This is a genomic window from Halosegnis marinus (genome assembly GCF_029338355.1).
GTDB classification, from domain to species: Archaea; Halobacteriota; Halobacteria; order Halobacteriales; family Haloarculaceae; genus Halosegnis; species Halosegnis marinus.
Genome location: NZ_CP119802.1, coordinates 1,449,948 through 1,475,599 on the forward strand (window position 1 = coordinate 1,449,948; position 25,652 = coordinate 1,475,599).

General features: G+C 72.8%; 29 protein-coding genes and 1 pseudogene. 14 read left to right on the forward strand and 16 right to left on the reverse strand.

What is annotated here, in order from left to right; translation table 11 throughout:
- Positions 1-107: 107 nt before the first annotated feature.
- The 3 genes from P2T37_RS08130 to P2T37_RS08140 form a co-directional block, all read right to left on the reverse strand.
- The gene (locus P2T37_RS08130) at positions 108-410 is read right to left on the reverse strand and encodes a hypothetical protein (RefSeq protein WP_276233407.1); all 303 of its coding nucleotides are present in this window, start codon (positions 408-410) and stop codon (positions 108-110) included.
- A gap of 191 nt (positions 411-601) precedes the next feature.
- Positions 602-991, reverse strand: a complete 390-nt coding sequence (fer, locus tag P2T37_RS08135) for a ferredoxin Fer (protein WP_276233408.1) — start codon at positions 989-991, stop codon at positions 602-604.
- A gap of 90 nt (positions 992-1,081) precedes the next feature.
- Complete coding sequence (locus P2T37_RS08140) at positions 1,082-2,284, reverse strand: inorganic phosphate transporter (RefSeq protein WP_276233409.1); 1,203 nt, start codon at positions 2,282-2,284, stop codon at positions 1,082-1,084.
- 89 nt (positions 2,285-2,373) lie between these two features.
- On the opposite strand from P2T37_RS08140, the gene hisA reads away from it, so the two are divergent.
- Both hisA and hisB read left to right on the forward strand, forming a co-directional pair.
- Positions 2,374-3,090: a 1-(5-phosphoribosyl)-5-[(5-phosphoribosylamino)methylideneamino]imidazole-4-carboxamide isomerase gene (hisA, locus tag P2T37_RS08145; RefSeq protein WP_276233410.1), complete on the forward strand. Its 717-nt coding sequence runs from the start codon at positions 2,374-2,376 to the stop codon at positions 3,088-3,090.
- 82 nt (positions 3,091-3,172) lie between these two features.
- Positions 3,173-3,760: an imidazoleglycerol-phosphate dehydratase HisB gene (hisB, locus tag P2T37_RS08150; RefSeq protein ID WP_276233411.1), complete on the forward strand. Its 588-nt coding sequence runs from the start codon at positions 3,173-3,175 to the stop codon at positions 3,758-3,760.
- Here hisB and P2T37_RS08155 read toward each other — a convergent pair.
- A complete protein-coding gene (locus tag P2T37_RS08155; RefSeq protein ID WP_276233412.1) occupies positions 3,757-4,302 on the reverse strand; it encodes a hypothetical protein in 546 nt (181 codons plus the stop codon). The two genes, hisB and P2T37_RS08155, sit on opposite strands and share 4 nt — an antisense overlap.
- Before the next feature lie 88 nt (positions 4,303-4,390).
- Between P2T37_RS08155 and hisI the strand changes: the two genes are divergently transcribed.
- The 4 genes and pseudogenes from hisI to P2T37_RS08175 form a co-directional block, all read left to right on the forward strand.
- Positions 4,391-4,774 (forward strand): phosphoribosyl-AMP cyclohydrolase, encoded by a 384-nt coding sequence (gene hisI, locus P2T37_RS08160; protein ID WP_276233413.1) that lies wholly within the window; start codon positions 4,391-4,393, stop codon positions 4,772-4,774.
- A complete protein-coding gene (locus tag P2T37_RS08165) occupies positions 4,771-5,898 on the forward strand; it encodes a DUF7118 family protein (RefSeq protein WP_276233414.1) in 1,128 nt (375 codons plus the stop codon). Before hisI ends, P2T37_RS08165 begins: the two co-directional genes overlap by 4 nt.
- 156 nt (positions 5,899-6,054) lie before the next feature.
- On the forward strand, positions 6,055-6,861 hold the full coding sequence (locus P2T37_RS08170; RefSeq protein WP_276233415.1) for a spondin domain-containing protein: 807 nt from the start codon (positions 6,055-6,057) through the stop codon (positions 6,859-6,861).
- 40 nt (positions 6,862-6,901) lie between these two features.
- Positions 6,902-7,063 (forward strand): annotated as a pseudogene (locus P2T37_RS08175) (type IV pilin domain-containing protein); the annotation flags it as partial.
- Positions 7,064-7,566: 503 nt separating this feature from the next.
- Here P2T37_RS08175 and glmM read toward each other — a convergent pair.
- A complete protein-coding gene (gene glmM / locus P2T37_RS08180) occupies positions 7,567-8,928 on the reverse strand; it encodes a phosphoglucosamine mutase (protein ID WP_276233416.1) in 1,362 nt (453 codons plus the stop codon).
- A gap of 214 nt (positions 8,929-9,142) precedes the next feature.
- On the opposite strand from glmM, the gene P2T37_RS08185 reads away from it, so the two are divergent.
- The 3 genes from P2T37_RS08185 to prs are packed head-to-tail and all read left to right on the forward strand — an operon-like array spanning position 9,143 to position 11,596.
- Positions 9,143-9,907 carry a helix-turn-helix transcriptional regulator gene (locus tag P2T37_RS08185; protein WP_276233417.1) on the forward strand — a complete coding sequence of 255 codons (765 nt, stop codon included), beginning with the start codon at positions 9,143-9,145 and terminating at the stop codon, positions 9,905-9,907.
- Complete coding sequence (locus tag P2T37_RS08190; protein ID WP_276233418.1) at positions 9,904-10,692, forward strand: HVO_0234 family beta-propeller protein; 789 nt, start codon at positions 9,904-9,906, stop codon at positions 10,690-10,692. Before P2T37_RS08185 ends, P2T37_RS08190 begins: the two co-directional genes overlap by 4 nt.
- A gap of 58 nt (positions 10,693-10,750) precedes the next feature.
- Complete coding sequence (gene prs / locus P2T37_RS08195) at positions 10,751-11,596, forward strand: ribose-phosphate diphosphokinase (RefSeq protein ID WP_276233419.1); 846 nt, start codon at positions 10,751-10,753, stop codon at positions 11,594-11,596.
- On the opposite strand, the gene ileS is transcribed toward prs, so the two are convergent.
- Positions 11,597-14,854: an isoleucine--tRNA ligase gene (ileS, locus tag P2T37_RS08200; protein ID WP_276233420.1), complete on the reverse strand. Its 3,258-nt coding sequence runs from the start codon at positions 14,852-14,854 to the stop codon at positions 11,597-11,599.
- 51 nt (positions 14,855-14,905) lie between these two features.
- Positions 14,906-15,148, reverse strand: coding sequence for a DUF8151 family protein (locus P2T37_RS08205; protein WP_276233421.1), 243 nt, complete (start codon positions 15,146-15,148; stop codon positions 14,906-14,908).
- 95 nt (positions 15,149-15,243) lie between these two features.
- Here P2T37_RS08205 and P2T37_RS08210 point away from each other — a divergent pair, with 95 nt between their 5' ends.
- Both P2T37_RS08210 and P2T37_RS08215 read left to right on the forward strand, forming a co-directional pair.
- Complete coding sequence (locus P2T37_RS08210; protein ID WP_276233422.1) at positions 15,244-15,471, forward strand: DUF7860 family protein; 228 nt, start codon at positions 15,244-15,246, stop codon at positions 15,469-15,471.
- 1 nt (position 15,472) lies between these two features.
- The gene (locus tag P2T37_RS08215) at positions 15,473-16,081 is read left to right on the forward strand and encodes a uracil-DNA glycosylase (protein WP_276233423.1); all 609 of its coding nucleotides are present in this window, start codon (positions 15,473-15,475) and stop codon (positions 16,079-16,081) included.
- Here P2T37_RS08215 and P2T37_RS08220 read toward each other — a convergent pair.
- Positions 16,045-17,334 carry an MFS transporter gene (locus P2T37_RS08220; RefSeq protein WP_276233424.1) on the reverse strand — a complete coding sequence of 430 codons (1,290 nt, stop codon included), beginning with the start codon at positions 17,332-17,334 and terminating at the stop codon, positions 16,045-16,047. The two genes, P2T37_RS08215 and P2T37_RS08220, sit on opposite strands and share 37 nt — an antisense overlap.
- Before the next feature lie 87 nt (positions 17,335-17,421).
- Between P2T37_RS08220 and P2T37_RS08225 the strand changes: the two genes are divergently transcribed.
- Together P2T37_RS08225 and P2T37_RS08230 are read left to right on the forward strand one after the other, a co-directional pair.
- Entirely contained in the window at positions 17,422-17,850 is a 429-nt protein-coding gene (locus P2T37_RS08225) for an HIT family protein (protein WP_276233425.1), read from the forward strand.
- 39 nt (positions 17,851-17,889) lie between these two features.
- Positions 17,890-18,603: a P-loop NTPase family protein gene (locus P2T37_RS08230; RefSeq protein WP_276233426.1), complete on the forward strand. Its 714-nt coding sequence runs from the start codon at positions 17,890-17,892 to the stop codon at positions 18,601-18,603.
- Here P2T37_RS08230 and P2T37_RS08235 read toward each other — a convergent pair.
- Complete coding sequence (locus tag P2T37_RS08235; RefSeq protein WP_276233427.1) at positions 18,598-19,092, reverse strand: DUF7858 family protein; 495 nt, start codon at positions 19,090-19,092, stop codon at positions 18,598-18,600. The two genes, P2T37_RS08230 and P2T37_RS08235, sit on opposite strands and share 6 nt — an antisense overlap.
- Positions 19,093-19,265: 173 nt before the next feature.
- Here P2T37_RS08235 and P2T37_RS08240 point away from each other — a divergent pair, with 173 nt between their 5' ends.
- Positions 19,266-20,129 (forward strand): transcription initiation factor IIB, encoded by an 864-nt coding sequence (locus tag P2T37_RS08240; RefSeq protein ID WP_276233428.1) that lies wholly within the window; start codon positions 19,266-19,268, stop codon positions 20,127-20,129.
- Here P2T37_RS08240 and P2T37_RS08245 read toward each other — a convergent pair.
- The 7 genes from P2T37_RS08245 to P2T37_RS08275 all read right to left on the reverse strand — a co-directional run bounded on the left by P2T37_RS08245 (position 20,105) and on the right by P2T37_RS08275 (position 25,625).
- Positions 20,105-20,764: a nucleotide-binding protein gene (locus P2T37_RS08245; RefSeq protein ID WP_276233429.1), complete on the reverse strand. Its 660-nt coding sequence runs from the start codon at positions 20,762-20,764 to the stop codon at positions 20,105-20,107. The genes P2T37_RS08240 and P2T37_RS08245 overlap by 25 nt on opposite strands.
- Entirely contained in the window at positions 20,761-21,369 is a 609-nt protein-coding gene (locus tag P2T37_RS08250; protein ID WP_276233430.1) for a DUF8080 domain-containing protein, read from the reverse strand. Before P2T37_RS08250 ends, P2T37_RS08245 begins: the two co-directional genes overlap by 4 nt.
- Before the next feature lie 30 nt (positions 21,370-21,399).
- Complete coding sequence (locus P2T37_RS08255) at positions 21,400-22,200, reverse strand: DUF7856 family protein (RefSeq protein ID WP_276233431.1); 801 nt, start codon at positions 22,198-22,200, stop codon at positions 21,400-21,402.
- Positions 22,197-22,541, reverse strand: a complete 345-nt coding sequence (locus tag P2T37_RS08260; RefSeq protein ID WP_276233432.1) for a DUF7855 family protein — start codon at positions 22,539-22,541, stop codon at positions 22,197-22,199. Before P2T37_RS08260 ends, P2T37_RS08255 begins: the two co-directional genes overlap by 4 nt.
- 65 nt (positions 22,542-22,606) lie before the next feature.
- Positions 22,607-23,218, reverse strand: coding sequence for a DUF7504 family protein (locus P2T37_RS08265; RefSeq protein ID WP_276233433.1), 612 nt, complete (start codon positions 23,216-23,218; stop codon positions 22,607-22,609).
- A gap of 35 nt (positions 23,219-23,253) precedes the next feature.
- Positions 23,254-23,529, reverse strand: a complete 276-nt coding sequence (locus tag P2T37_RS08270) for a DUF7854 family protein (RefSeq protein ID WP_276233434.1) — start codon at positions 23,527-23,529, stop codon at positions 23,254-23,256.
- The gene (locus P2T37_RS08275; RefSeq protein WP_276233435.1) at positions 23,529-25,625 is read right to left on the reverse strand and encodes a minichromosome maintenance protein MCM; all 2,097 of its coding nucleotides are present in this window, start codon (positions 25,623-25,625) and stop codon (positions 23,529-23,531) included. The genes P2T37_RS08270 and P2T37_RS08275 overlap by 1 nt, the downstream gene beginning before the upstream one ends.
- Positions 25,626-25,652: the final 27 nt, after the last annotated feature.

Consider the following 25,652-nt stretch of genomic DNA (forward strand, 5'->3'; position numbering starts at 1 on the left):
CGGTCATCGACCGGGCGTTTCTCTCTCCACGGGGTTCCGGCGGCGACCGGTCGGTCCCCGTACCGGCTTCACCGTCGAGGCCCCGGAGCGCGACGACGCGGCCCGAATCAGGCCCCCTCTTCCGTCGTCCTCTCTCCCTCGGTCGCTGTTCCCTCTCCGGTCGCCGTCCCCTCCTCGGTTGGTGACGCCTCCTCCGTGGGTGTCTCCTCCTCGGTTTCCGTTTCGGCCTCGGTCGGGGTGTCGGTCTCCACCTCGGCGGTGGTCGCCGTCGGGTCGCCGGGGGTGCCGCCGACCGCGGTTTCGGTACTGTTGCCGGGCGATTCGGCGTCGCTACAGCCCGCCAGCCCGGCCGCGACGGCCGCGCCGACCGCGACGACGAACCGACGGCGGGAGCGTTCCGTTCGTTCCATGCGGTTCGGGCGCTCGCTCGCGGCGCCCATTGTTATACACCGGGCGCGAGCCGCCGACCGCGGGTAAGCCCGCCGCCCCCGCGAGTACGACGGGCGTACGCACGGGGCCGGACGACCGCGGCCGCGAAACCGCGGCTTACGGCGCAGCCGCTGTCGGGCGAAAAGGGAGAGAAAGGCGGCGGGTCGCGACCTCAGATGACGCGGTTCTGGAGGTAGTCGAGGTGCTTCGCGTTGTAGACGATGCGGACCTCGTCCGTGGCCGGCGAGCCGATGCAGGTGAGCCGGACGTTCTTCTCCTCGACCTCCTCGTCGGAGAGGATCTGCTGCATGTCCATGTCGATGTCGCCGTCGACGGCGATGGCGGCGCAGTTCGCACACGCGCCGGCGCGGCAGGAGAACGGCCAGTCGTACCCCTGCGCCTCGGCGGCTTCGAGGATGTACTCGCCCTCGTTCACGTCCAGCGAGCCGTAGTCCTCGTCGCCGAGCCCGGCGTCCGCGGCCTGCTCGAAGAGGTCGTCGTCGTCCATCTCCCAGCCGTGGTCGTCGAGCACTTCGTAGTTGAGGTATTCTACCGTGGGCATCACCGCGGCGATACGAGCCGGCCTATGTTAAAGGTCGCCTTTTCTCCGGCTACGGCTCCGTCTCGGCGCGCCTGCCGTCCGTCGGCGGGGTCACAGCGTCACGGAGAAGACCAGGTACGCGCCGAGCGTCGCGACGGAGGGGACGAAGTTCTGCATCAGGATGACCCGCGCCGTCCGCCCGGGTTCGAAGAGGTCGTCGGAGCTGGGGAGGTCCTCGGGCTCCTCGTCGCCGATGGGGGGCGAGGGCTCGCCCGGCTCCCCGTCGGTGCCGGAGCCGTCGGGGCCGATACGCGGGGTTTCGTCGGCGGCCAGCGCGCCGGGCGACATCCCCGGGCGCTCCCCGCGAACCGTCTCGGAGAGGCGCGCGGTCCGGGTGGCCCGGCCCCACCCCAGCCCGACGATGCTCATCGTGGCGACGACGACGAAGCTCGCGGGGATGCCGAGCGCCGACAGCAGCGTGATGATGGTCGCGGAGATGACCGCGACGACGATGGCCGCGGTAATCGGGAGCTCCGTGAGGTCGTTGCCGACCGTTTCGAGGGTTCGCCGGGCGATGGTGAGCGCGCCCAGCCCGGTCGCGATGCCCGCGAGGAGGATGGCCGGGTTCATGTCCAACTCGCCCGACCCGACGAGCGGCGCGACGGCGTTCGCCGTGTTCGACGCCCCCGAACTGAACGCCATGAAACAGCCGATGACGACGACGGTGAGCGCGCCGGCCGCCTCGCGCGGCGTCGTCCCCGGACCGAGCGCGGGCCGCGGCACGGGGCCCGACCGGTCGAGGGCGAACAGCCCGCCGTCGCTGCGGTCGATGGCGACCCAGCTGTTGATGCGCGGGTAGAAGTAGCGTCCGACGACGCCGGAGACCCAGAAGGCGACGAGCGGGGCGACGAGCCACCAGACGACGATGCGGCCCATCACGCCCCAGTTCAGTTGCCCGGTCGCGAGGCCGAGCCCCGCGATGGCGCCGACGGCCGTCATCGACGTGGAGGCGGGCACGCCGAAGCTGTTGGAGACGAGCAGCGCCGTCCCGATGAAGAAGAGGACGCCGATGGAGACCTCGAGCGTGAACAGTTCGGCGGGGACGATGCGGCCGCCGAGCGTCTCGACGACGTTGCGCCCGACGGTCCACCCGCCCGCGAAGAAACAGACGGCCATCAGCAGGCCGGCGGCGAGCTTCGAGAGGACGCCCGCGCCGACCGCCGGGCCGAAGGCGACGCCCGTCGTGGCGCCCCCGACGTTGTAGCCGACGAACGCCGCGACCAGCAGCCCGACGAGCAGGAGCGCAGAAATCATGTGCGGAAATCGGGGACACGCCGACTTAAGCCCCCGGTCCCGGCCGTCGAACCGGCGGCTTTAGGCGGCGAGGGCGCGCAGTTCCGGCCATGTTCGAGACGTTCGAGGTCGTCCCCGCCGTCGACATGCAGGACGGACAGGTGGTCCAGCTGGTCGGCGGCGAGCGCGGCACCGGCCGGCGCTACGGCGACCCCGTCGAGGCCGCGGAGCGGTGGGTCGACGCCGGAGCCGAGACGCTCCACCTCGTGGACCTCGACGGCGCGTTCGAGGGCGAGCGCGTCAACGCCTCCGCGGTCGAGGCCGTCCTCGACGCCGTCGAGGTCGACATCCAACTCGGCGGCGGCATCCGCACGGCCGACGACGCCGTCGGTCTCCTCGACCGGGGCGTCGACCGGGTCATCCTCGGCACCGCGGCCGTCGAGACGCCGGAAATCGTCGGCGAGATATCGGCCGCCCACCCGGGGAGCGTGATGGTGAGCCTCGACGCGAAGGGCGGGGAGGTCGTCGTCGCCGGCTGGACCGAGGGGACGGGCCTCGACCCCGCCGAGGCCGCCGCCCGCTACGAGGCCGAGGGCGCGGGCGCGATACTGTTCACCGACGTGGACGTCGAGGGCCAACTGGAGGGCGTCCGCACCGACCCGGTCGAGCGCGTCGTGGACGCGGTCGATATCCCCGTCGTCGCCTCCGGCGGCGTCGCCACGCTGGACGACGTGCGCGCGCTCCGCGGCGCGGGCGCGGCGGCCGTCGTCGTCGGCACCGCGCTCTACGAGGGGCGGTTCACCCTCGCCGAGGCGCAGGGTATCTGATTCTCTCGCGCGAACGCCCCGCCCGTGCCTCGGACTCCCGAGGATGCACAACCGTCATAGCCTCCCCGCGAAAAGCACCCCTATGACAGAGCGGAGCGCCGCGGTGACACGCGAGACCGGCGAGACCGACATCGAGGTCACCTTCGCGGTCGACGGCGAGGGGGACGCGACCGTCGAGACGGGCGTCGGCTTCTTCGACCACATGCTGACGGCGTTCGCGCGCCACGGCCTGTTCGACCTGACCGTCCGGTGTGACGGGGACCTCGACATCGACGACCACCACACCGTCGAGGACGTGGGTATCGCGCTGGGCGAGGCGTTCGCGGAGGCCGTCGGCGACAAGCGCGGCGTCGTCCGCTACGCCGACCGCCGGGTGCCGCTCGACGAGGCCGTCGCCTCCGCCGTGGTGGACCTCTCCGGCCGCCCCTACTTCGAGTGGAGCGGCGAGTTCTCACAGCCGACGGTCGGCGCGTTCACGAGCGACATGGGCCGGCACTTCTGGGAGTCGTTCGCGATGCACGCCGACGTGACCCTGCACGCGGGCGTGGAGGGGCGCAACGCCCACCACGAGGTGGAGGCGCTGTTCAAGTGTCTCGCCCGCGCGCTGGACGACGCGACGCGGCTGGACGAGCGGCGCTCGGACACGCCGAGCACGAAGGGAACGCTCTAAGCGCGGTGTATCTCGTCCTGCAGTAGCTTCAGCCGGCCGTGCGAGGCGGCGTGGTCGATGGCCGCCTCGACGGCCTCGGGTTCGAGGCCGTAGGCGCCCGACACCATCTCCACGGCGTCCGCTCGCTGGACGGGCATGTCGCGGTTCTCCAGGAAGCGGAGCGTCTTCCGGTACCCCTTCGGGACGCGCGAGGACGACCCCGCGCCCGTGGAGGCCATCCGGGCCTCGGCGGCGCGCTCGTCCGCGGGGCCGTCCTCGCCGTCCGCCTTTTCGGCCTCTTCCGCTTCCTCCGCGGACGCCGTGGCGTCGCTCTCGGCGCTCGACCCCGGTTCCGCGTCGTCCATCACGTCGGCGACGGACGGCTCCACGTCCTCCGACGTCGCGTCGAGCAGGGGGTCGAGGACGGACGCGAGCGCGTCGCGGCAGTGGTCGCACAGCACCATCCGCTTGCCCTTCCCCTCGGGGTCGTGCTCCGGCGGGAGCACGTCGAAGGTGCCCGAGGGCGTGTCGCCACAGAAGTCACAGCCGGAGACCTGACGCATACGCGGGGCGTCGCGCGGCGGGGGCTAAACCGTGTCGGCCCGGCGGGGTGGTGAAAAGACCTATTCGGCGCGCCCGCCGACTCCGGGTATGACCGACGCCGACACCGCCCCCGTCTCCGTCGATTTCGGCGACGACGGACTCGTCCCCGCCGTCGCACAGGACGCCGAGACGGGCGAGGTGTTGATGCTCGCGTACGTCGACGCGGAGGCGCTCGCGGCCACCCGCGAGACGGGCTACGCCCACTACCACTCGCGGTCGCGCGACGAACTGTGGAAGAAGGGGGGGAACTCCGGGCACACGCAGGCCGTCGAGGAGGTGCGCGTCGATTGTGACGCCGACGCCCTCCTCTACCTCGTGGACCAGACCGGCGGCGCGTGCCACACGGGCTACGAGTCCTGCTTCCACCGCACCGTGGACGGCGAGACGGTGGGCGAGCGCGCCTTCGACCCCGACGAGGTGTACGGGGAGTGAGCGCCCCCGACCCCGAGGCGGTCCGGCGGCGGCTGACCCGCGCGGCCGACGAGTACGAGCGCGTCCGGGGGGAGATGGACGACGCGGGCGGCGAGTCCGCGGTCCGGGGGACGGCGGGCGCGTACCACACCTTCCGCCGCCTGCTCGACGGCAACGAGGAGTCCGCGACCGGGTCGGGCTTCCAGGCGTACATCGAGTTCCAGGAGAAGGTCGCGGACCACACCGACTCGCTGGACGAGGACCTCCCCGCGTACGACGCCTTCGAGGCGGCCGACGACGCCGTCCACAAGAAGCGGCTCTCGGCGAGCGACTTCGAGGCGGCCCGCGAGGCGCTCGCCCCGGCCCGCGAGTACGCCGACCTGCTCGTCGAGTGGGAGGCCGCGGAGGACCTCCTGCGCGAGGCGCGTCGGGACGCGCTCGACCGGCTGGACGCCCTCGACGACGAGACCGCGGAGGCCGAACGCCTGCTCGACCTCGGCGACGCGGACCTCGACGCGCCCGTCGAGCGCCTGCGCGACCCCTTCGAGCGGTACAACGAGGCGGTGGCGGCGGACGTCCGCGAGCTGAAGCGGAACGGCTCCGCGCGCGAACTGTTCGACGTGGTCGCGGCCGCCGAGTCGTACCCGCTGGTCGACTTCCGCGACCCGCCGACCCGGCTCGCCGAGTACGTCCGCGAGGCCGACGTGGGCGAGGAGTCCGTCGCCACCCTGCTGGAGTACGCGGACTACTCCGCGGAGAAGCTCTCCCACTACGTCGAGGACCCCGGCGCCCTCTCGCGACACGTCGCCACGAACCGGACCTACCTCTCGAACCTCGACGCCTCGCCGCTCGAAGTCCCCTACCCGCCGCCTGACGGGGAGACGCTCCGCTACCGGTGCAAGGAGTACGCCGCGGTCTGCAACCGCTTCGCGTCCGAGGAGACGCTCGCGGCCCTGCGCGCGGTGCGGTCGCTCCCCGACGAGACCGACTACGAGCGCCTGCGCGAGGCGGCGGTCGCGCTCGCGGAACTCGGCGAGGAGGGGCGCGAGCGGCTCGTTTCGGGCGACGTGGCCGCCGAACTGGACCGCCTGCGGGCCGAGCGAGCGGCGCTGTCGGACGCGCTCGCCGCCGCCCCGGAGCCGTAGCGGCGGTCGCGTCCGGCGGTAAGCCCGCCGGAGGCGCCGGTACGGCCGCGTTACGGACGACGGGATGCGGACGGGAGGGTGGAACGGCGACGGAAGCCCCGGTTACCGCCGGCACGGATTGTATAACGAAGCGCGTGGCTCGCGTCCATACGGGACATGGCACGACCGAGACGGCCGGCCGACGGGAACGGACCGACGAACACGCCGCGGCTCACCCGGCGACGCGCGCTCGCGGCGGGCGGCGCGGCGCTCGCGGGTGCCGCGCTCGTCGGCGCGGGCGGGGCGGGCGCGCGGACGGGTGACGACGACACCGACGAGCGGCGCTATCGGGTGACGGTGGCGAACCTCACGCCGGGCCAGCCCTTCACCCCGCCGGCGGTCGCGGCTCACAGCGCGGACGTGGAGGTGTTCGCGGTCGGCGACCCGGCGAACGAGCCGACGCGGCAGGTCGCGGAGAACGGGAACCTCGGTCCGCTCGTCGACCTGATAGGGGCGACCGACGAGATACGCGGGGCGGCCGTCGGCGACGCGCCGCTCGTCCCGCGGTCGGACCCCGGCGACACGGGGTACCCCTCCTACGCCTCGCTGGAGCTGACCGCCGACGAGGAGGCGCCGTACCTGACGTTCGTCGGCATGCTCGTCGCGACGAACGACGGTATCGTCGGGCTGGACACCGTCCCGCTCCCCGGGGCAGTCAACGCCTCGCGGACGTACTACGCGAACGGCTACGACGTGGGGACGGAGCGGAACACGGAGCTGTACGAGGACCTCGTCCCCCCGGCGAAGACGCTCATCGTCGGCGGCGAGCCGGAGGGGACGACGGAGAGCGACCCCGACCTCGCCGAGGACGACGTGGTTCGCCCGCACCCGGGCATCGTCGGGGACGGCGACCTCGACCCCGACGTGTACGGGTGGGACGAGCCGGCGGCGCTGGTTCAGGTCGAGCGGCTCGCGTCGGAGTGAGTCCCCCGACTTTTTCGCCGATACCCGTGTCGCCGGGGACGTGGACACCCCCCAGCCCGACCGCGCGTTGAGCCCCGTCATCGGGGTCACGATACTCGTCGCCATCGTCGTGGTTCTCGCGGCCGGGGTGGGTGCGATAGTTCTCGGCTTCGGCGAGGACCTCACGAGCACGGACCCCGACGCCGTCGCGGCAACCGACACGGACGCGCCGGCCGAGGCGACGCCGACCCCGGCGGCCGCGGAGCAGGAGGCGCTCGTCTCCAGCCGGAACAACACCGCCGGCGCGAACGGGACGCGCAACGTCGCCGTGTTCGACGTGTCCGTCGGCTCGAACACGGCCGGCAACTCGCTGAACTCCATCGAACTCGACTACAACCACACGTCGGGGTTCGTCGTCTCGAACGACACCCTCGACGCGGTGCTCGTCGCCGGCCTCGACACCGACGGCGACGACGAGACGGAGACGAACCTCAGCACCGACCTCTCCGGCGTCACCGTCTCTGACAACGGGACGACGGTATCGGTGAACTTCGTCGGCAACTACGGCGTGAACGAGAACGACACGCTCGTGCTGGAGTTCAACGGGGTGGACAACCCCACGACCGCCGGCGAGTACACGGTGTCGGTGACCGTCAACGGCGAGGTGACGAGGAACGCGACGATGGAGATCGTCGCGGCCGACGCGCGCGACCTGGCCGTGCCCGGTCAGCGGTCCCGTGCGTCGGCGAGCGCGTCGCGGAACTCGCTCGCCAGCTCCGTGGCGCGGTCGCGCTCGGCCGCCTCGGCGTACACGCGGACGACGGGCTCCGTGCCCGAGGGGCGCGCGAGCACCCACGCGTCGCCGTAGTCGAGGCGGTAGCCGTCGATGGTCGTCGGCGTCGCGTCGGCCGACCCGGCGTACCGCTCGGCGGCCGCGAGCATCGCCTCGCGCTCGCCGTCCGTGTCGTAGCCGAGGTTCTCGCGCACGTTCGCGTAGCCGTCGTAGTCGGCGACGGCCTCGCTCGCCGTCCGGTCCGCGAGCAGTTCGAGGAAGCGCGCGGCGGTGTACGCGCCGTCGCGCGCCAGCCGGTAGTCGGGGAAGAGGACGCCGCCGTTCCCCTCGCCGGCCACGGGGACGTGGTGGCCCTCGGCCGCGAGTTCGCGGATGCGCGTGATGATGTTCGTCGAGCCGATGGGCGTGAGTTCGAGGGTCGCACCCGTGCGCTCCGCGACATCGACGAGCCGCTGGGAGACGTTCACCGCCGACACCGTCGTGTCGCCCGCGTCGAGCGCGGCCTCCGAGAGCGCCGCGAGCGTGGCGTCGCCCTCGATGTACGTGCCCGTCTCGTCGTAGAAGATGGCGCGGTCGGCGTCGCCGTCGTGGGCGACACCCACGTCAGCGTCCGCCGCGCGCACGAGGTCGCCGAGGTCGCCGAGGTTCGCCGCGACGGGTTCGGGGTCGCGGCCGGGGAAGCGGCCGTCCGGCTGGGCGTTGACGGTGACGACCCGGCAGCCGAGTTCGCGGAAGAACGCCGGGGAGGTGAGCGCGCCCGCGCCGTGGCCGGGGTCGAGCGCCACGGTGAGGTCCGCGTCCGCGATGCGGTCGCGGTCGATGGCGGCGAGCAGCCCCTCGACGTACTCGCGGCGGGCCGACTCCACGCGACGGGACTCGCCGGTCGCGTCCCACGGCACCTCGTCGAACCGCTCCGCGAGCAGGCGGTCCTCGACGCGTTCGAGCGTGTCGCGCGACAGCTCCACGCCGTCGGCGCCGACGAGCTTCACCCCGTTGTACTCCGGGGGGTTGTGGCTCGCGGTCACCATCACGACGGGGACGCCCTCGCGCTCGGCGTACGCCTGCGCGCCGGGCGTGGCGAGGACGCCGAGCCGGTGGACGTCGGCCCCGGTCGCCGCCAGCGCCGCCGCGGCCGCGTCGGCCAGCATCTCACCCGTGCGACGCGTGTCGCGGGCGACCGCGACGGTCCCGGACTCGAACGTCGAGCCGGCGGCCAGCGCGACGCGGCCGACGAACGCCGGCGTGATCTCCTCGTTCACCACGCCGCGGACGCCGCTCGACCCGAACACCTTCATGACTCACCGTATCGGGAGCGCGCAAAAATCGGTATCGGTCGGGCGGCGTGGGGGGTACGCGGGGACGCTGTTCGCGGTGGAGGGGCGGGTCAGCGGGTGCAACCGTCCGTAGGGGGGCATCCCTCCTTACCTCACCCATCGGGGCGTCGTTCGGCCACGGACGTGTGTTTCGAGGGTCGAAACGAACTTCAACCGAGGGGCCGAAGCGGGGACGATGAGCTGGGCGTCACCGGACGGGTCGGCGGAGGGAATCGCCGCGGCGGTCGGGACGCGCGCCGGGCTGCTCGGCGCGCTCGCCGACGGCCCGCGAACCAAGCGCGACCTCCGCGAGGAGCTCGGGGTCGCGCGCTCGACCGTGTACAAGGGGCTGCGCGAGCTGACCGAACTCGACCTCGCGCGCGAGACGGGGGAGGGGTACGTGCTCACGGCGCTCGGGGAGCTGGCCCGCGAGGAACGCGAGCGGTACCGCGAGCGGCTCGGGGGGCTGACCGCCGCGCGCGACGTCCTCGCCGACATCCCGGCCTCGGCCGGCGTTCCGGCGGCGTTCGCGGAGTCGGCCACGGTCGCCACCTCCGAACGCACCGCGCCCGAGCGGGCGCTCGACACGTTCGACGCGATGGTCCGCGACGCGGAGCGCGTCCGCTCGCTGTCGCCCGCGGCCATCCCCCGGTACATGGCCGACCTCCACGAGGACGTGCTCGCGGGCGAGGACCGCGAGATCGTCGTGGAGCGACCCGCCGCCGCGGCGCTGCGCGCCGAGTACGACGAGTTCGACGCGGCGGTCGCGGCCGGGCTCGACGTCCGCGTCCTCGACGAGTCGCTCCCGTTCGGCCTGACGCTGTTCGACGACGAGGGCGCCGCGCTCACCACCTACGAGGCGGGCGGCGTGAGCGGCATCCTGCTCTCGGAGGCGCCCGAGGCCGTCGCGTGGGCCGAGCGGACGTACGCAGACTACCGCGACCGCGCGGTGGACGCGTGAGCGCCGACAACGACGTCTCGCTGGACGAGAAGCGCGTCTACGCCGGCGGCTCCGCGCGCCCCGCCTTCGTCGCGAGCGACGCCGGCCTGGTGGAGCTGTCCGTCTCAGACGACCTCGCCGGCGAGTACGGGCTAGCACGGCGGGGCGCGACCCGCGACGTCGTCGCCGCGGACGGCCGGGTCGCCGCCGCCACGGACACCGACGCCCTCCTCGCCACCGACGACGGCTTCGCCGACACCGCCTTCGGCCCCGCGACCGCGGTCGGCTTCGCCGACGGGCTGGTCGCCTGCGGCGAGGGCCGCGTCGCCCGCTACGACGACGGCGCGTGGACGGCGCTCGGCGAGGTGACCGACGCGCGCGCCGTCGCCGGTGACCTCGTCGCCGCCGCGGGCGGCCTGTTCCGGCTCGACGGCTCGCACGCCGGGCTCGACACCGCCCGCGACGTGGCGGTCGGGACGGACGTGTTCGCCGCCACCGACGCGGGGCTGTACGCGCTCGCCAACGGCTGGATGCGCCGGCTGGAGGGCGCGTTCCGCGCGGTCGCGTGCGGCGGGGGGCGGACCGCGGCCGTCCGCGACGACGGCACCCTGTTCGAGCGCCGCGACGGCGAGTGGGCGGACACGGGTGCGCCGGGCGACGTGGCCGACGCCGCCCCGGTCGCCGGGGTGCTGTACGCCGTCACGACGGACGGCACCTTCCTCGCCGACGCCGGCGACGGCTGGCGCGAGCGTCTGCTCGGCGTCCCCGGCTGTCGCCGCATCGCCGTCGTCCCGGACGCCGAGTAGGCCGTCGCGCCAGGCCGTGAAGGAAACGCTTGTTATCGCCCGTGTGCCAGCCCCGCGTATGATACTGCCGGGGTCGGCGTCGCAGTCGCTCGGGGCGGCGCTCGCCGACGAACTCGACGAGCCGCTCGCCGTGGTCGAGACACAGCGCTTCGCCGACGGCGAGTTCAAGGTCCGCGTCCCGGACGCGGGCGGCGAGCGCGCCGTCGTCGTCGCGGCCACCGTCTCGGCCGAGGCCCACCTCGAACTGCTCCAGCTCCAGGACCTCGCGCGCGCCCACTTCGAGGAGGTGGTGACGGTGCTCCCGTACATGGGCTACGCGCGACAGGACCGCGCGTTCCGCGACGGCGAACCCGTCTCCGCGCGCGCCGTGGCCCGCGCCGTCTCGACCGGGACCGACCGCGTGCTCGCCGTGAACCCCCACGAGCCTTCCATCGCGGAGTTCTTCGACGTGCCCTTCGAGGTCGTCGACGCCGCCGCGCGCCTCGCGGAGCCGCTCCCCGACCTCGCGGACCCGCTCTTCTTAGCCCCGGACGAGGGCGCCATCGGCATCGCCGAGACGGTGTGTGACGCCTACGGCGCCGGCAGCTGTGACCACTTCGAGAAGACCCGCGACTACGACACCGGCGACGTGACCGTCGAACCGGCCGGCGCCGACCCCGACGGCCGCGAGGTCGTCCTCGTGGACGACATCGTCGCCACCGGCTCCACGATGAGCGCGGCCATCGCGCGGCTCCACGAGCGCGGCGTCGCCGACGTCTACGTCACCTGTCTCCACCCGATGTTCGCCGACAACGCCCGGGCGAAGCTCGCCGACGCGGGCGTCGCGGGCGTGTGGGGAACCGACACGATAGAGCGGCCGGTCAGCGACGTGAGCGTCGCGCCGACCCTCGCGGAGCGACTGTAGCTACTCCGCGGGCGCGACGCCGACCGTCATCTCGACGCCCTCCACCTCGTACGTCTCGCGGAAGCCGTCGGTCACGTCGCCGAACGTCGCGCGGGTTTCCTCGGCGACGAGGTCCTCGCGCTCCGCGACCAGCGCGGCCACGCGGTCGTCGGCCACGTCGAGGTCCAGCACGATCTCGGCGTCGAGGTCGAGGTCGAGGTCCTTGCGCGCCTCCTGGACGCGGCGGATGACCTCCCTCGCGTACCCCTCGGCCTCGATGTCGTCGGTGAGTTCGGTGTCCACGTAGACGACGCCGCCCGCGTCGCCGCCGACGCGGAACTCCGTCCCCTCGACGCCGGCGGGCGTCTCGGTGACGAACTCCACCATCTCCGGGTCGAGTTCGACCTCGCGGCCGAGCTCCTCCGCGACCGCGGCCTCCAGCGCGTCGAGGTCCTTCGCGGTCACGGTGACGGCGTTGAGCGCGTTCATCACCTCGCCGGCGTCGCCGCCGAACGCGGGGCCGAGCACGGACATGTCGGCGCGCGCGCCGTAGGCGAGTTCGCCCCAGTCGTCGCCCGGCTCCACCAGTTCGATGGCGCGGGCGTTGAGCCGCTCGCGCAGCAGGGCGCGCTGGCGGTCCACCGAGTCGGCGACGGCGTCGTCGTTCGCGGCGACGACGACGCGCGCGACGGGCCACCGGAGCTTCCGGCCGGCCTGCTGGCGCGCGTTCGCGCCCGCCTCCTCGACGGCGCGGACGGCGTCGATGTCGGCCTCCAGTTGCGGGTCGTACCACGTCTCGTCGAACTCGGGCCAGTCCCGCATGTGGACGGTCGGGTGGTCGTCCTCGCTCGACAGCGTGCCGTACATCTCCTCGGTGACGAGCGGGGCGTACGGCGCGAACAGCGTCACCGCCTCCAGCAGGACGTGGTGGAGCGTCTTGTACGCGGCCGTCTTCGAGGCCGAGTCCGACTCCTCCCACATCCGCTCGCGGACGACCTGGATGTAGAAGCGCGACACGTCCTCCACGACGAACTCCAGCAGCACGTCGAGCGCCTCGTCCTGCCGGTAGCGCTCCCACGCGGCCGTCATCTCCTCGACGACGGTCTGGAGCCGCGAGAGCAGCCACTCGTCGACGGCCTCCAGTTCGCAGTCGGCGAGCGACACCGCGTCGGGGTCGAACCCGTCCATCCGCATGTACGGGAGCGGGAAGCGGAACACGTTCCAGAGGATGTTGAGGTCCCGCTGCATGTTCTCCGTCTCGTCCCACGAGAAGCGCATGTCCTCGCCCTGTGGGTTCCGCGACAGGAGGAACAGCCGCATCGGGTCCGCGCCGTGCTCCTCGATGACCTCGCCCGGCTCGACGGTGATGCCCTTCGACTTCGACATGCCGCGGCCGTCGGGCATGTTGGCGTAGCCGTGCATCACCACGTCGGAGTAGGGAACCTCGCCGAGCGCGGCGGTGCCCATGCCGAGTTGCGACCAGAACCACCCGCGGGTCTGGTCGTGTGCCTCGATGATGAGGTCGGAGGGCCACAGCCGCTCGAACGCCTCCTCGTTGCCCGGGTAGTCGAGCGTCCCCCACGACGCCGCCGAGGAGTCGATCCACACGTCGAACACGTCGGGGACGCGCTCGTAGGTCGTCCCGTTCTCGGTGACGGTGAGATGGTCCACGGTCGGCCGGTGGAGGTCCACGTCGGCCGGGTCCACGTCCTGGTCGACGCGCTCGGCGAGTTCCTCGCGGGTGCCGATGACGACGGCCTCGGACATGTCCCCGCTCCAGTCCTCGGGGAGCCAGATGGGGATGGGGACGCCCCAGTAGCGCTGCCTGGAGACGTTCCAGTCCGGCGAGTCCTCCACGAAGTTGCGGAAGCGGTTGTCCCGCGCGTCGGCGGGGTACCACTCGCTGTCCTCGATGTTGTCGAGCAGTTCGTCCTTCACGTCGGTGACGGTGATGAACCACTGGTCCGTCGCGAGGAAGACGATGTCCGTGTCGCACCGCCAGCACTGCCCGTAGTCGTGGGTGTACGTCTCGCTCGCGAGCAGGCGGCCGTTCGCGTCGAGGTCCGCGATGATGTCGTCGTTCGCGTCGCGGACGAACTGCCCGGCGTACTTCCCGGCGCGCTCGTCGTAGACGCCGTCGGAGCCGACCGGGCAGAACACGTCCAGTCCAAGCTGCTGGCCGCGCTCGAAGTCCTCCTCACCGTGGCCCGGCGCGGAGTGGACGAGCCCCGTGCGGTCGACCTCGACGTAGTCGGCGTGGTACACCTGTCCCGCGCCCTCGAACGCGGGGTGGTCGGGCACCTCCTCGGCGAGCGGGTGGTCGTACGTCCAGCCGAGCATCTCCGCGCCCGGCAGCGTCTCGCGCACCTCGTAGGAGTCGTAGCGGCCCTTCTTCAGGACCTCCTCGACGACGCCCTCGGCGACGTACAGCAGTTCCGTCTCGCCGTCCTTCGTCGCCTCGACGGCGGCGTAGGTCACGTCCTCGTCCACGGCGACGAAGGTGTTCGCGGGGACGGTCCACGGCGTGGTCGTCCACGCCACCAGCGAGCCCTCGCGCGGCTGGCTCGCGGCTTCGCCGCTCGCTCGGTCCGAGGCCTCGCTTCGCTCGGCCTCGCGCAGCGGGAACTTCACGTAGATGGAGGGGTCCTCGACCTGGTGGTACTCGACCTCGTTCTTCGCGATGGCCGTCTCGCACCGGGGACACTGGGTGATGGAGCGCTTGCCGCGCTCGACCAGCCCGCGCTCGTGGGCGCGCCCGAACGCCCACCACACCGCCTCCATGTACTCCGGCGAGACGGTCTTGTAGGGGTTGTCCCAGTCCATCCAGACGCCGAACGACTCGAAGTCGGACTGGAGGCCCTCCAGCTGCTCGTCGGCGAACTCCTTGCAGGCGTCGATGAACGCCTCCATGCCGTACTCCTCGATGTCCTTCTTGTTCTCGAAGCCGAGCTTCTCCTCCACCTTCGTCTCGATGGGGAGCCCGTGCATGTCGTAGCCCGGCCGGTCGGTGACGTTGTAGCCGCGCATCCGCTTGTAGCGGATGTAGGCGTCCTTCAGCGTCTTGTTCCACGTCGTGCCCATGTGGGCCGCGCCGGAGGTGTACGGCGGCCCGTCCACGAAGAAGAAGTCCTCGCCGTCCGCGCGGTGGCGTCGCGTCCGCTCGTAGGCGTCCGTCTCCGCCCAGTAGTCGAAGACGCCCGGCTCCAGGTCGTCCGGGTCGTACTGGTCGGGGACCGCCCCGAAGCGCGTTCCAGCGCCGGGGTCGTCGTCGTTGGTCATACCCTCCGGTGGCGTCCCCTGCCTAAAAGACGAATCGGTCTCGCAGGCGGCTCACTCCGCGACGACGGCCCGGAGCCGCGGCACCAGCCGCCGGCCGCCGAAGACGACGATACCGGCGTACAGCGCCACCGCGCCCATGAACCCGGCCCACAGCCCCAGCGCCGTCTGCGTGCCGTACGCCTGCGCGCCGAACAGTTCCGCCTCGATGCCGACGGCGGTCAACAGGACGGTCACGAGGAGGTCGAACGCCAGCGCGCCGGCCTCGCCGGCGAGCTCGGACAGGGTGCGTTGCATACCCCTCCTGACCAGTCGGCCCGTATATGGGTTGTGGGTCGGTGTGTCACACACTCTGACGCAACGCTTACGTCCGAACGCGGGGGTCATCGCGTATGGCACGCACCGGAACCACCGACTACGGTCGCCTGACGAAGTCGGGCGTCGCGCTCGGACTCGCGCTGTTGGTCGTCAGCATCGGCGTCGAACTGGCCGCGGCGGGTCTCCACTACCCGCTGCCCGCGTGGGAGGACACGCTGTTCATGGACCTCGGCGTCATCGGGCTCCTGCTGTTCGTCCTCTCGCCGTTCGTCTTCGGCATCGTCCTCCCGCTCGTGGAGTGACGTGAACCCGAGCGAGGTCCCCTACCCGGAGGACGGGACGCACGCGCTCGCCGAGGACTGCCGGCGCTGTCCCGCCCTCTGCGAGTCGCGCACCCGAATCTCGTGGGGGAACGGCCCGCGCGACGCCCGCGTGGTCGTCGTGGGCGAGGCCCCCGCCGCGGGCGACCCGGGAGCCGACCGCTGGAAGGGCGGGAACCTCACCGGGGCGGCCTACACCTCGCGCGCCTCGGGCCGGAAGGTCCGGGCGCTCGTGGCCGACGCCGGGGTCGGCCCGGCCTACTACACGAACGCGGTGAAGTGCCACCCCGCGGGGAACCGCGACCCCACGGAGGAGGAGCGAACCAACTGCCGGCCGTGGCTCCGCGAGGAGGTGGCGACGGTCGCGCCCGACGCGATACTCCCGACCGGGAAACACGCCACGGCGTCGGTGTTCGCGCTCCTCGGCCGGGACCTCGACGGCTTCCTCGACACCGTGCTCGCCCCCGTCGACACCGAGTACGGGCGGGTCGTTCCGCTCCTGCACCCGAGCTACGAGGAGGTGTGGCGCTCGCGGCTCGGCCACACGCGGGAGAGCTACGTCGCGGCGCTGGCCGAGGCCGTCTCGCGGTAGTGGAGCGCGACGGTACACAGCGTCGCGAGCACGCCCGCGCCCGCCGCGATGGCGAAGGCGACCCGGTAGCCGCCGGGGGTGTAAACGCGCGCGCCGCCGATGACCTCGCCCGTCCAGTAGGCGTCGAGGACGTACCCCATCACCGAGGGGAGGACGGCCGCGCCGAAGTAGCCGAGGCTGTTGATGACGCCGGTGACGGTGCCCGCCACGTCCGGCTCGTGGCGCTCCTTCGCGACGGTGAAGGCGAGCGCGACGCCGCCGTTGGCGAACAGCACGGTGAAGAGGACGAGGCCGACGACGGGGAGCGGCGGCACGACCACCAGCACGCCGTACGCGACGGTGAATACGGCCGCCGACCCGACCATGAGGCTCGTGCGACGCTCCAGCCGGTCGGAGAGCGCGCCGAAGACGGGCGAGCCGAGGACGAACCCGACGTTGCCGAGCAGGACGAACGTCGAGGCCGTCGCCACCGACACCCCGTACACGTCCACGACGAACGGGACGCCCCAGAGCCCGAGGACGGTGAAGTTCGCCCCGAGGACCAGGAACAGCGTGACGCCCATCAGCCACGTCTCCCCCTCGCCGAGGACGTGGCGGGTGTTCGCGACGACCTGCGACAGCGAGGGCGGGGACGACTCGCCGCCGTCGGACGCGACTCCGACCCGCTCGGCCAGTCCCCCCGGCGGCCGGTCGCGGACGAACAGCGCGATGCCGACGGCGATGACCGCGCCCGCGACGGCCGAGGCGAGCACCGCGTCGCGCCAGCCGGTCGCCTCGATGGCGAGCGCCAGCGGCGTGGTGGCGAGGATGCCCCCGACGCCCGCCGCCGCGATGGTCAGCCCCGTCATCGTCGCGTAGGCGTCGGCGCTGAACCACGCGGCACAGAAGCGGAGCGTCGCGACGTAGAGGACGCTTCCGCCGAGGCCGACCACCGCCCGCGCGAGGAACGCGCCGGTGAACGACCCGGCGAAGGCGAACCCGACGACGCCGACGGTCATCGCGCCCAGTCCCACGGAGGCGACGCCGCGCGGGCCGTAGCGGTCCACCAGCAGGCCCGCGGGGAGCTGGAGCCCCGCGTAGATGTAGAAGAAGGAGGCGTGGAGGAAGCCGAGTTCCGCGGCGTCCGTCTCGAAGGTCCGGGCGAGCGAGTCGGCCAGCACCGCGGTGGCCGTCCGGTGGAAGTTCACGAGGAGGAAGCCCGCCGCCAGCAGGGTCCACAGCAGCGCGCGGCGACGGCGGGGGGACAGCGACATGCGTGTAGCTATCGTATCGCGACCAAATAGCTGGCGCTCGGCGCAGTCGCCGGTGGCTTGAAGCGGCGTCCGGCCCCACGACCGCGCATGTCCGACGACTGTGTCTTCTGTGCCATCGTCGCCGGGGACATCCCCGGCCGCACCGTGTACGAGGACGACGGGACGCTCGCCTTCCTCGACGCGAACCCGCTCGCGCCCGGCCACACGCTCGTGATTCCGAAGGAACACCACCAGCACCTGCAGGACCTCGACGACGACCTCGCCGCCGACCTCTACGCGACCCTCCAGCGGGTCGTCCCCGCCGTCGAGGACAGCGTCGGCGCCGACGCCTCGAACGTCGCGTTCAACAACGGCCCCGCGGCGGGCCAGGAGGTGCCCCACGTCCACGGCCACGTCATCCCGCGGTTCGAGGGCGACGGCGGCGCGCCCATCCACGCCGTCGCGGGCGACCGCCCGGACCTCTCGGACGACGAACTCGACGACATCGCGGCCGACATCGGCGGCCGGCTCGACTGAATCCGAATCCTTTTGCCCGCGAGAACGACGAACTCGGACGTGTCAACGAACGTGACTTCTCTCGTCGGCGCGGTCGGCGGCGCGGGCACGACGCGGCTGTGTATCGAACTCGCGGGGCTGTTCGCGGCCGAGGGCGACCGCGCCGTCGTCCTCGACGCCGCCTACGCGACACAGGGGCTCGCGGACCACATGGACGGCCGCATCGACCCCGACGCGACGGCCCTCGTCACGGCGGACCGACCGCTCGCGGACGGCCTCGTCGGGCTCGACACGGCCGGCGACGGCACCGTCGAGGCGCTGCCGGCGCGTGCGTCGTTCGAACGGCTGGCGCGCGCGAAGACCCCGGAGGCCGCCCGCCGCTTCGAGTCGCTCCTCGCCGAGGCGCGCGAGCACGCCGACCGCGTCCTCGTGGACGTGCCGCCCGTCGCCGCGAACCAGGCCGTCGCGGCCGTGAACGCCGCCGACCGGGTCGCGCTCGTCGCGCCTGGGACGACCCGCGGCGCGGACGGCGTCGCCCGTCTGCGCGACCGGCTGGCGGATATCGGGACCGAGGCCGACGCCGTCGTCGCGACGCGGGCTGTCGAGTGCGACTTCGCGGACGCGTGCGTCCCGGCCGACGACGCCGAGCCGGGCGAGACGCCCGTGGCCGACACGGCCGACGGGGCCTTCGCGGCCGGCGTGGCCGCGGCCGCCGAGGTCGCCTGCGACGCGGAGATAGAGCGGTCGTTCGACGGCGGCCTGCTCCCCCTATAGGAGGTCGCCGAGCCCGGAGCGGGCGTCGGCGAGCGGGTCGGACGGCTCGACGGCGAGCGCGCCCGCGAGCGCCTCCTCGGCGCCCGGTATCGTCCCGTGGGTCTCGACGTAGACGGCGAGCGCGAAGGCGTCGTCGTCCAGCCGGGTCAGTTCCTTGGCGTCCGCGCGCGACAGCCGCGCGTCGAGCCAGTCGCGGACCACCTCGCGGCCGCGCGGGGCCAGCGGCGACACGTCCTCGCCGAGCCGGTGGAGCGCCTTCGCCGCGGTGACGCTCGCCACGCTCGCGTCGCGGGCGGCGTCGCCCACGCTCGCGCCCCCGGCGTAGCTCCCGACGAGCGTCGCGGCCGCCTCGGGCGTACAGGGCAGGTCCCCGGCGAAGTCGCGCAGGCGCTCGGCGAGGGGCACGTCGGTGTCGTCGGCCACCGCGACGCCCCGGTCGCGCTGGGCCGTCGTCACCTCCAGGCCGGCGGCGATTTCGTCAAGACTCATTGTCATGTCGCGCGGTCGCGCCGGTAAATAACTGACGACGTCGAGCGCGCGAACGGGGCGGAAACCGCCGGAAGGGAACCTACCGGTAACCGGTGGGTTCGCCCGGACGAACTGCCCCCGGTTCCGGCCGTTTCGGCTCCCTTTTTAACCCCGTTCGGGACCCACTTTCGAGTATGAGCACGACGGAGACGACGTGTCCCGAGTGTAGCGGAACAGTCACCCCCGACGGAACCGAGCGCGTCTGTAGCGCGTGCGGCCTCGTGGTCGGCGAGGACGCCCTGGACCGCGGCCCCGAGTGGCGCTCCTTCGCGGACGACGACACGAACCCCAAGCGCACCGGCGCGCCGCTGACGCGCTCCCGGCACGACAAGGGGCTCTCGACGGAGATCGGCCGCTCCACGCGGCTGAAGGGGCGCAAGCGCCGCCGCGTCGCCCGGATGCGCCGCCAGCACAACCGCGCGCGCATCTCGACCAAGCGCGAGCGCAACCAGGTGTACTCCTTCACCGAGATACGCCGGCTGGTAAGCGACCTCGAACTCGGCGAGCCGGTTCGCGAGCAGGCGTGTGCGCTGTTCGACTCCGCACAGAGCGCCGACCTCCTGCAGGGGCGCTCGCTGGAGGGCTTCGCCGCCGCGGCGGTGTACGCCGTCTGCCGGACGAACGGCGTCTCGCGCACCGTCGAGGAGGTCGCCGACCGCGCGAAGGCGACCGCCGACGAGCTCCGGGTGGCCTACGACGCCGTGAACCGCGAACTCGGCCTCCCGACCGGCCCGGTCCACCCGCGCGAGTACCTCGCCCGGTACGCCTCCGAGTTGGACCTCCCGCGGGCCGTCGAGACGCGCGCGACCGAACTCGCCGAGCGCGTCCACGAGGAGGGTATCGCCGTCGGGCGCAACCCCTCCGGCGTCGCCGCGGCGTGTCTCTACACCGCCGGCCGCGAGCGCGACGCGCGCCTCTCACAGGCCGACGCGGCCGCGGTCGCGGGCGTGACGCCCGTCACCCTGCGCAACACCTACACCGACCTGGTCGAGCGCTGAACGAGCGCGGCCACTTCCTCCAGCCGTTCGGCGACGACCGACTCCGGCGCGACCTCGCCCACGGGAAGCCCGTGGCGTGTCGCGCGCCGCACCGCCTCCGACTCGGGGAGCGCCGTCGCGGGCGCGCCGAAGCGCCCGCGGAGCGGTCCCGTCTCTTCCGCGAAGTCCACGACCACGCCGACGAGCCCCGCGTCCAGCGCTCGTGCGAGTTCGCGCGTCCGGAGCGCGTCGGCGACCGCGGCCCGCTCGGCGGTCGTCACGAGCAGACAGGCGTCGGCGGCCGCGAGCGCCGCCCCCGAGTCGCGGCCCAGCCCGGCCGGACAGTCCACGACGACGCGGCCGTACTCCGCCTCGACGGCCGACAGCGCCGCTCGGAGCGCCCGCGGGTCGCTCGCCCGCGCGCCGGCCAGCGTTCGCCCGCACGGGAGCAGGTCGACGGGCCCGGACTCGTCCACGGCCTCCACGGCCGCGGCGCGGCCCGCCAGGACGTCGTGGAGGTCCGGCCCGCGCCGCTCCGGCAGGTCGGCCATCCCGAGGTCGGCGTCCACGCAGACGGCGTCGAGCTCCGCGGCGACCCCGAACGCGACGGTCGACTTCCCGACGCCGCCCTTCCCCCCGACGACGGCGAGTATCACGACAGGCGCGCCAGCCGTTCGACGCGGGGGTCGGCGACCTCGGCCCGCGCCGCCAGCCGCCGCGCCCGGTCGGCGAGCGCCGTCAGTCGCTTCCGGTCCGCGGCCACCCGCGCGTCGAGGTCGCGGACCGCGTCCAGTCCTCCTTCGCGGGCGAGGGCGTCGGCCGCGCCCGGCACCGTCGTCGCCGCCGCGACCGCCTCCAGCCGTTCGATGCGCCGCTCGACGGCGTCGAGGTCGGTCGTCGGTTCGGCCCGTTCCGGCTCCGCGTCCGCCCCCACGACCGCCTCGTGCGGCGGCCGCGGGTCCGAGAGCGCGTCGAGTACCGCCGCCTCGCCCGGGCTGTCGGCGACCGACTCGGTGCCGACGATGGCGGCCGCCGGCTCCGCGGGCGTCGCCGGCGTCGAGAACCCGGCACCGACGGTCGCCCCCGCCGGGACCGCGACGCGAAGGGTCGCGTCCTCGCTCCGGTGGCGCTCGGGGGCGCGCGCCGGCCCGTCCAGCCGGTTCTCCACGAGCGCCGCGCGCGGTTCGTCGGCGTCGTTCTCCAGCCGGCAGGCGACGAGCGTGACGCCGTCGGTCCGCCGGGTTCGTGTCGAGAGTCGCACGCCGTCGGTGGCCGCGTCCTCTCCGATAAACTACAGTACGAGGACGGGGGCGCCGAGCCACGCCGCGGCCGCGTCGGCGTCGCCGAAGGGACCGCCGGTCAGGACGACCGGGGCGGCGATGACCGCCACCCTGGCTGCGGCCAGCCGTCGGAGACGCGGCTCCGATTCCTCGGGCTCGTTGGTCAGGTCGGCCAGCGCGCCCTCGAACCGTTCCGCGACCCGCTCCGCCAGCCGGCCCCGCGCGTCCCGTTCGAGGTTAGCGACGCGGTCCTCCAGCCGGAGGCGCTCGGCGCGGGCGTCGTAGCCGGCCCGTGCCCGTTCGCGCTCGCGGGCCAGCCGCTGGCGCGCGGCCGACTGCTCGGTGGCGGCCTCCGAGAGCGCCCGGGCCGCGTCGCGGAGCCGGTCGCGCGCGTCCGCGGCGTCGAGGTCCGCCTCCCGTCTGGCCGTTACCTCGCCCCGGCGCTCGGCCACGCGCTCGCGCAGCCGCTCGATGTCGGCCGTCGCGTCCGCCGCGCGCTCGCGAGCCGCCCGCAGCGCCGTGCCGTCGGCGCCGTGGTCCGCCAGTCGCTCCCGCGCGGCGTCGAGGTCGTCGAGCACCGGCGGGTACTCGCCGTGCGACCGGGCGACCGCCGCGAGCGTCGCCCTGCGGTCGAAGCCCACACCCGCCCGGACCAGCCCGACGTGCTCGTGGACCGGTCCGGGCCGCGGACACCGCACCCGGTCGTCGGCCGGGTCGCGGACGGCGCGGACGACACGCTCCGCGTCGAGGTTCGCCTCCCGAACGTCCAGCGCCCGGCCGCTCCGATCGAGTCCCCCGACCCGGAGCCTCACGGGTCGAGCGGCCGCTCTCGCAGCCGCTCGGGGTCGGGGTGGTCGGTGCCCGCGGCGAAGCGGGCGTAGGGGGTGTGTTTCGACGCCTCGGACTCGTAGGCGCGGGCGGCCTCCCGCACCGCGTCCGGGGCGTCGGCGTACTCGTTGAAGGGGACGGTCCGCTCGACGCGTGTGTCGTCGGGGTGGCGCGCCCGGAGCCGGCAGGCCAGCAGCGCGCCGTGCTCGGTCCCCTCGAACAGCGCGGCGCGGCCGAACCGACGGACGACGCTCGCCCCGTGGCCCCGACAGAGGTTCCGCAGGGTGGCGCGCGCGTCCCGCGAGTAAGTCACGACGAGCAACACGTCTCCGCGAAACGAGCTACGAAATTTAAACGCATCGACACGAACGCGTCCCCGCGCCGGCGACGCTACCGGCGCGTCCGGCCCTCGCCGTCCACGTCGATACGGGCGTCGAACAGCGAGGTGACCGCCGCGACGGTCTGCGGGTCGTGCGCCTCGGGGTTGAAGTGGAAATGGGCCGTCGCGTTCGCGTTCCACAGGTGGCCGAGCAGCGAGTTCAGGAAGGTGTACGCGCGCTTCGTCTCGACGTACTGGAGCATCGTCGTCACGGAGTCGAAACAGACGTGGGCCCCCTCGGAGAGCTGGTCGGTGACGGCGATGCCGATGCCGGTGAGGTCGTTCGGGTCCGCGACGGAGACGTCGCCGCCCGCCCCGCCGCCGCCGCCGCCCGTCGCGGCCGCGGAGCGGGTTCCGCCGCCGACGTCCACCGCGGCCTTGCGGTCCGCGGCGAGGCCGGGAAGCTGGTCGAAGCAGTCGTCCGGCGAACGGGTGTAACTCACCCACAACACCGAGTCGCCGCCCTCCAGCGCGCCGGTACAGGCGTCGCTCACGCCGGCGTCCATCGCGTCGCCGCACAGGAGCGTCGCGCGTCCCCGCCCGACCGGCGCCGACTCCCCGCCGGCGCTCACCCCGGACACCCCGCGCTCGCTCCCCCGGCTCCCTTCGCCATGGAGCGGCATAGGAACGGCTTCGTAGTAAACCCAACCCTGACAGTTCAGGGCTCGACGGCCTCCACCTCGAAGGCCGGGTCGCCCGCGAGCAGGCCGGCGACGCGCTCGCGGGCCGCACCCGCCGAGGGGGCGAGGACGACGACGCCGTCGGCGGGTTCCTCGCCGACCGCGCGGTACGCCGAGAGGTCGCCGTCGAGGTCGGTCGCGTAGGTGCGGAGGGTGCCGCGGACGCGCCGCTCCAGCCCGGCGAGGTCCGTCTCGCCCGCCTCGAAGTCCGAGAGGGCGTCCTCGACGTTACGGAGCGCGGAGATGCGGTCCATCAGACCGTGCGCAGGTGGTCGGTCACCGGCTCGTAGATGTCGCCCTGCCGGCGGAGCTTCTCTATCTCGTGTTCGGCCTTGTCGCGGTCCATGCCGACCTGGTCGGCCCGCTCGAACACCTCCTCTATCGGCGCGCCGTCGTCGTACTCGTCCTCCAGCTCGTTGATGATGCCCTTGATGTTCTTGATGCGGTCGCGCTGGCTCTTCGAGGTGCCCGCCTCCACCATGTCCACGTCGAACTCGCCCGTCTCGGGGTCGACGCCGATGGCCTCCAGCGAGTCGCGCACGATCTCGACCACCTTCTCGGCGTCGCGCTTCTCCACCGTGTCGGAGAGCCGTACCCGCGCCGACGCCTCGGCGAGCCGCACCAGCGCCTCCAGCTTCCGGGCCGTGACGGGAACGGGGGCGTCCTCGCTCGCACCCTGCGAGCGGAGGTTCACGTAGAAGTCGCGGATCTCCTTCTTGGCCTCCTCGGTCATCGTCGGGAAGCAGTTCCGCTTGGCGTACGCGATGTACTTGCGCAGGAGGTCGGCCTCGATGGTCGGCTCGACGTCCTCCGTGACGTTGTCCACCTCCTCCTGAGAGATGTTGGAGGTCGGGACGCTCTCGCGGTGGGTGAACAGCTCCCCGGCGTAGTTCGTGTTGATGATGTGGTCCGCGAGGCGGCCGTCCTTCTCCTCGTCGGGCTTGTCCGTCACCGTGAAGATGAGGTCGAACCGCGAGATGAGCGCGGGTTCGAGGTCGATCTGCTCGCCGATGGGCTCGTACTCGTCGAAGCGGCCGTACTTCGGGTTCGCCGCGCCCAAAAGCGAACACCGCGACTTCAGCGTCGCGTTGATGCCGGCCTTCGAGATGGAGATGGACTGCTGTTCGAGCGCCTCGTGCATCGCCGAGCGGTCCTCCGGGCGCATCTTGTCGAGCTCGTCCACCGCCGCGATACCCTGGTCCGCGAGCACGAGCGCGCCCGCTTCGAGGGTCCACTGCTGGCCGTCGCCGAAGTCGTCGCGCACCGCCGCGGCCGTCAGCCCGGCCGAGGACGACCCCTTGCCGGAGGTGTACACCGAGCGCGGCGCGAGCTTCTTCACGTACTGGAGCAGTTGGGACTTCCCGGTGCCGGGGTCCCCGATGAGGAGCATGTGGAGGTCGCCGCGGATGCGCGAGCCGTCGGGGAGCGACTTCGCCACGCCCGAGAACAGCTGGAGGATGATGGCGAGCTTCTCGTCGGGGTAGCCGTAGATGGAGGGCGCCATCGACCCGATCATCTTGTCGTATATCTCCGGGTCGCTCGACAGTTCGACGATGCGTTTCTTGTCCTCCTCGGTGATGTCCATCTCCTCGAACTGCTCGTCCTCGATGGTGACGGCCATCCCCTCCATGTAGAAGTCGAAGATGGGGGACTTCTCCTGCTGGTTCCCCTGCTGTTCGAGCCGGAGGATGCCGGTGACGGTGACGTGGTCGCCGGCGGTGACCTTCCCGGTCACGTCGTCCTCGATGTTGATGTCTATCGCCTGGGGCGTCTCGCCGCCGCGCAGCCCCTCGGGCGACTCCTGGACCCGGAGCTTCTGGGAGTCGACGAACTCCGACTGGTCGAAGTTTATCTGGAACGGCCCCTGTCGCTCACACCCCTGACACTCGTGGGGCTCCTGGAAGTCGCCGTCCGACTGCGGGACGCGGGTCATCGTCCCGCAGCGCTGGCACTCGAAGGCGGCGTTGCGCATCTTCGGGCGTACGTCCGTCGCCTTCCGGACGATGCCCTGCACCGAGACGAGGTTGCCGACGTGGTCGGCGCGGATATCACGGATGCCGGTGTGCTGCCGGAGGTTGCGGACGCGGACGTGGGCGGAGCCGAGTTTCACGTCCACGGGGAGGTCGTAGAGTCGGAGCGCCTCCTCGGCGTAGTCGCGCATCTGGCTCGGCTGGGCGACGAAGTCGTCGGCCATGTCCGAGTCGTAGCGGTAGAGGTCGCCCCAGTCGAGGTACAGGGACTTGCGCTCGTTCGGGTACTTCTGTGCGAGGTCGCCGATCTCGTTCCGGTAGTAGGTGCGGTAGAACTCCTCGAACCGGTCGATTATCTCGGCGTTCTCCGCTCTGGCCATCTGTCAGCGACCCTTGTGCGTCCTGTG

Bases quoted from the DNA above. Each gene is read 5' to 3' on its own strand.
- P2T37_RS08265 (WP_276233433.1), bottom strand. From the start codon at position 23,218: ATGCCGCTCCATGGCGAAGGGAGCCGGGGGAGCGAGCGCGGGGTGTCC.
- P2T37_RS08140 (WP_276233409.1), bottom strand. From the start codon at position 2,284: ATGATTTCTGCGCTCCTGCTCGTCGGGCTGCTGGTCGCGGCGTTCGTC.
- P2T37_RS08270 (WP_276233434.1), bottom strand. From the start codon at position 23,529: ATGGACCGCATCTCCGCGCTCCGTAACGTCGAGGACGCCCTCTCGGAC.
- hisB (WP_276233411.1), top strand. From the start codon at position 3,173: ATGACAGAGCGGAGCGCCGCGGTGACACGCGAGACCGGCGAGACCGAC.
- hisI (WP_276233413.1), top strand. From the start codon at position 4,391: ATGACCGACGCCGACACCGCCCCCGTCTCCGTCGATTTCGGCGACGAC.
- P2T37_RS08170 (WP_276233415.1), top strand. From the start codon at position 6,055: ATGGCACGACCGAGACGGCCGGCCGACGGGAACGGACCGACGAACACG.
- ileS (WP_276233420.1), bottom strand. From the start codon at position 14,854: ATGACCAACGACGACGACCCCGGCGCTGGAACGCGCTTCGGGGCGGTC.
- prs (WP_276233419.1), top strand. From the start codon at position 10,751: ATGATACTGCCGGGGTCGGCGTCGCAGTCGCTCGGGGCGGCGCTCGCC.
- P2T37_RS08205 (WP_276233421.1), bottom strand. From the start codon at position 15,148: ATGCAACGCACCCTGTCCGAGCTCGCCGGCGAGGCCGGCGCGCTGGCG.
- P2T37_RS08235 (WP_276233427.1), bottom strand. From the start codon at position 19,092: ATGAGTCTTGACGAAATCGCCGCCGGCCTGGAGGTGACGACGGCCCAG.
- P2T37_RS08210 (WP_276233422.1), top strand. From the start codon at position 15,244: ATGGCACGCACCGGAACCACCGACTACGGTCGCCTGACGAAGTCGGGC.
- P2T37_RS08220 (WP_276233424.1), bottom strand. From the start codon at position 17,334: ATGTCGCTGTCCCCCCGCCGTCGCCGCGCGCTGCTGTGGACCCTGCTG.
- P2T37_RS08130 (WP_276233407.1), bottom strand. From the start codon at position 410: ATGGAACGAACGGAACGCTCCCGCCGTCGGTTCGTCGTCGCGGTCGGC.
- P2T37_RS08240 (WP_276233428.1), top strand. From the start codon at position 19,266: ATGAGCACGACGGAGACGACGTGTCCCGAGTGTAGCGGAACAGTCACC.
- glmM (WP_276233416.1), bottom strand. From the start codon at position 8,928: ATGAAGGTGTTCGGGTCGAGCGGCGTCCGCGGCGTGGTGAACGAGGAG.
- hisA (WP_276233410.1), top strand. From the start codon at position 2,374: ATGTTCGAGACGTTCGAGGTCGTCCCCGCCGTCGACATGCAGGACGGA.
- P2T37_RS08225 (WP_276233425.1), top strand. From the start codon at position 17,422: ATGTCCGACGACTGTGTCTTCTGTGCCATCGTCGCCGGGGACATCCCC.
- P2T37_RS08155 (WP_276233412.1), bottom strand. From the start codon at position 4,302: ATGCGTCAGGTCTCCGGCTGTGACTTCTGTGGCGACACGCCCTCGGGC.
- P2T37_RS08275 (WP_276233435.1), bottom strand. From the start codon at position 25,625: ATGGCCAGAGCGGAGAACGCCGAGATAATCGACCGGTTCGAGGAGTTC.
- fer (WP_276233408.1), bottom strand. From the start codon at position 991: ATGCCCACGGTAGAATACCTCAACTACGAAGTGCTCGACGACCACGGC.
- P2T37_RS08185 (WP_276233417.1), top strand. From the start codon at position 9,143: ATGAGCTGGGCGTCACCGGACGGGTCGGCGGAGGGAATCGCCGCGGCG.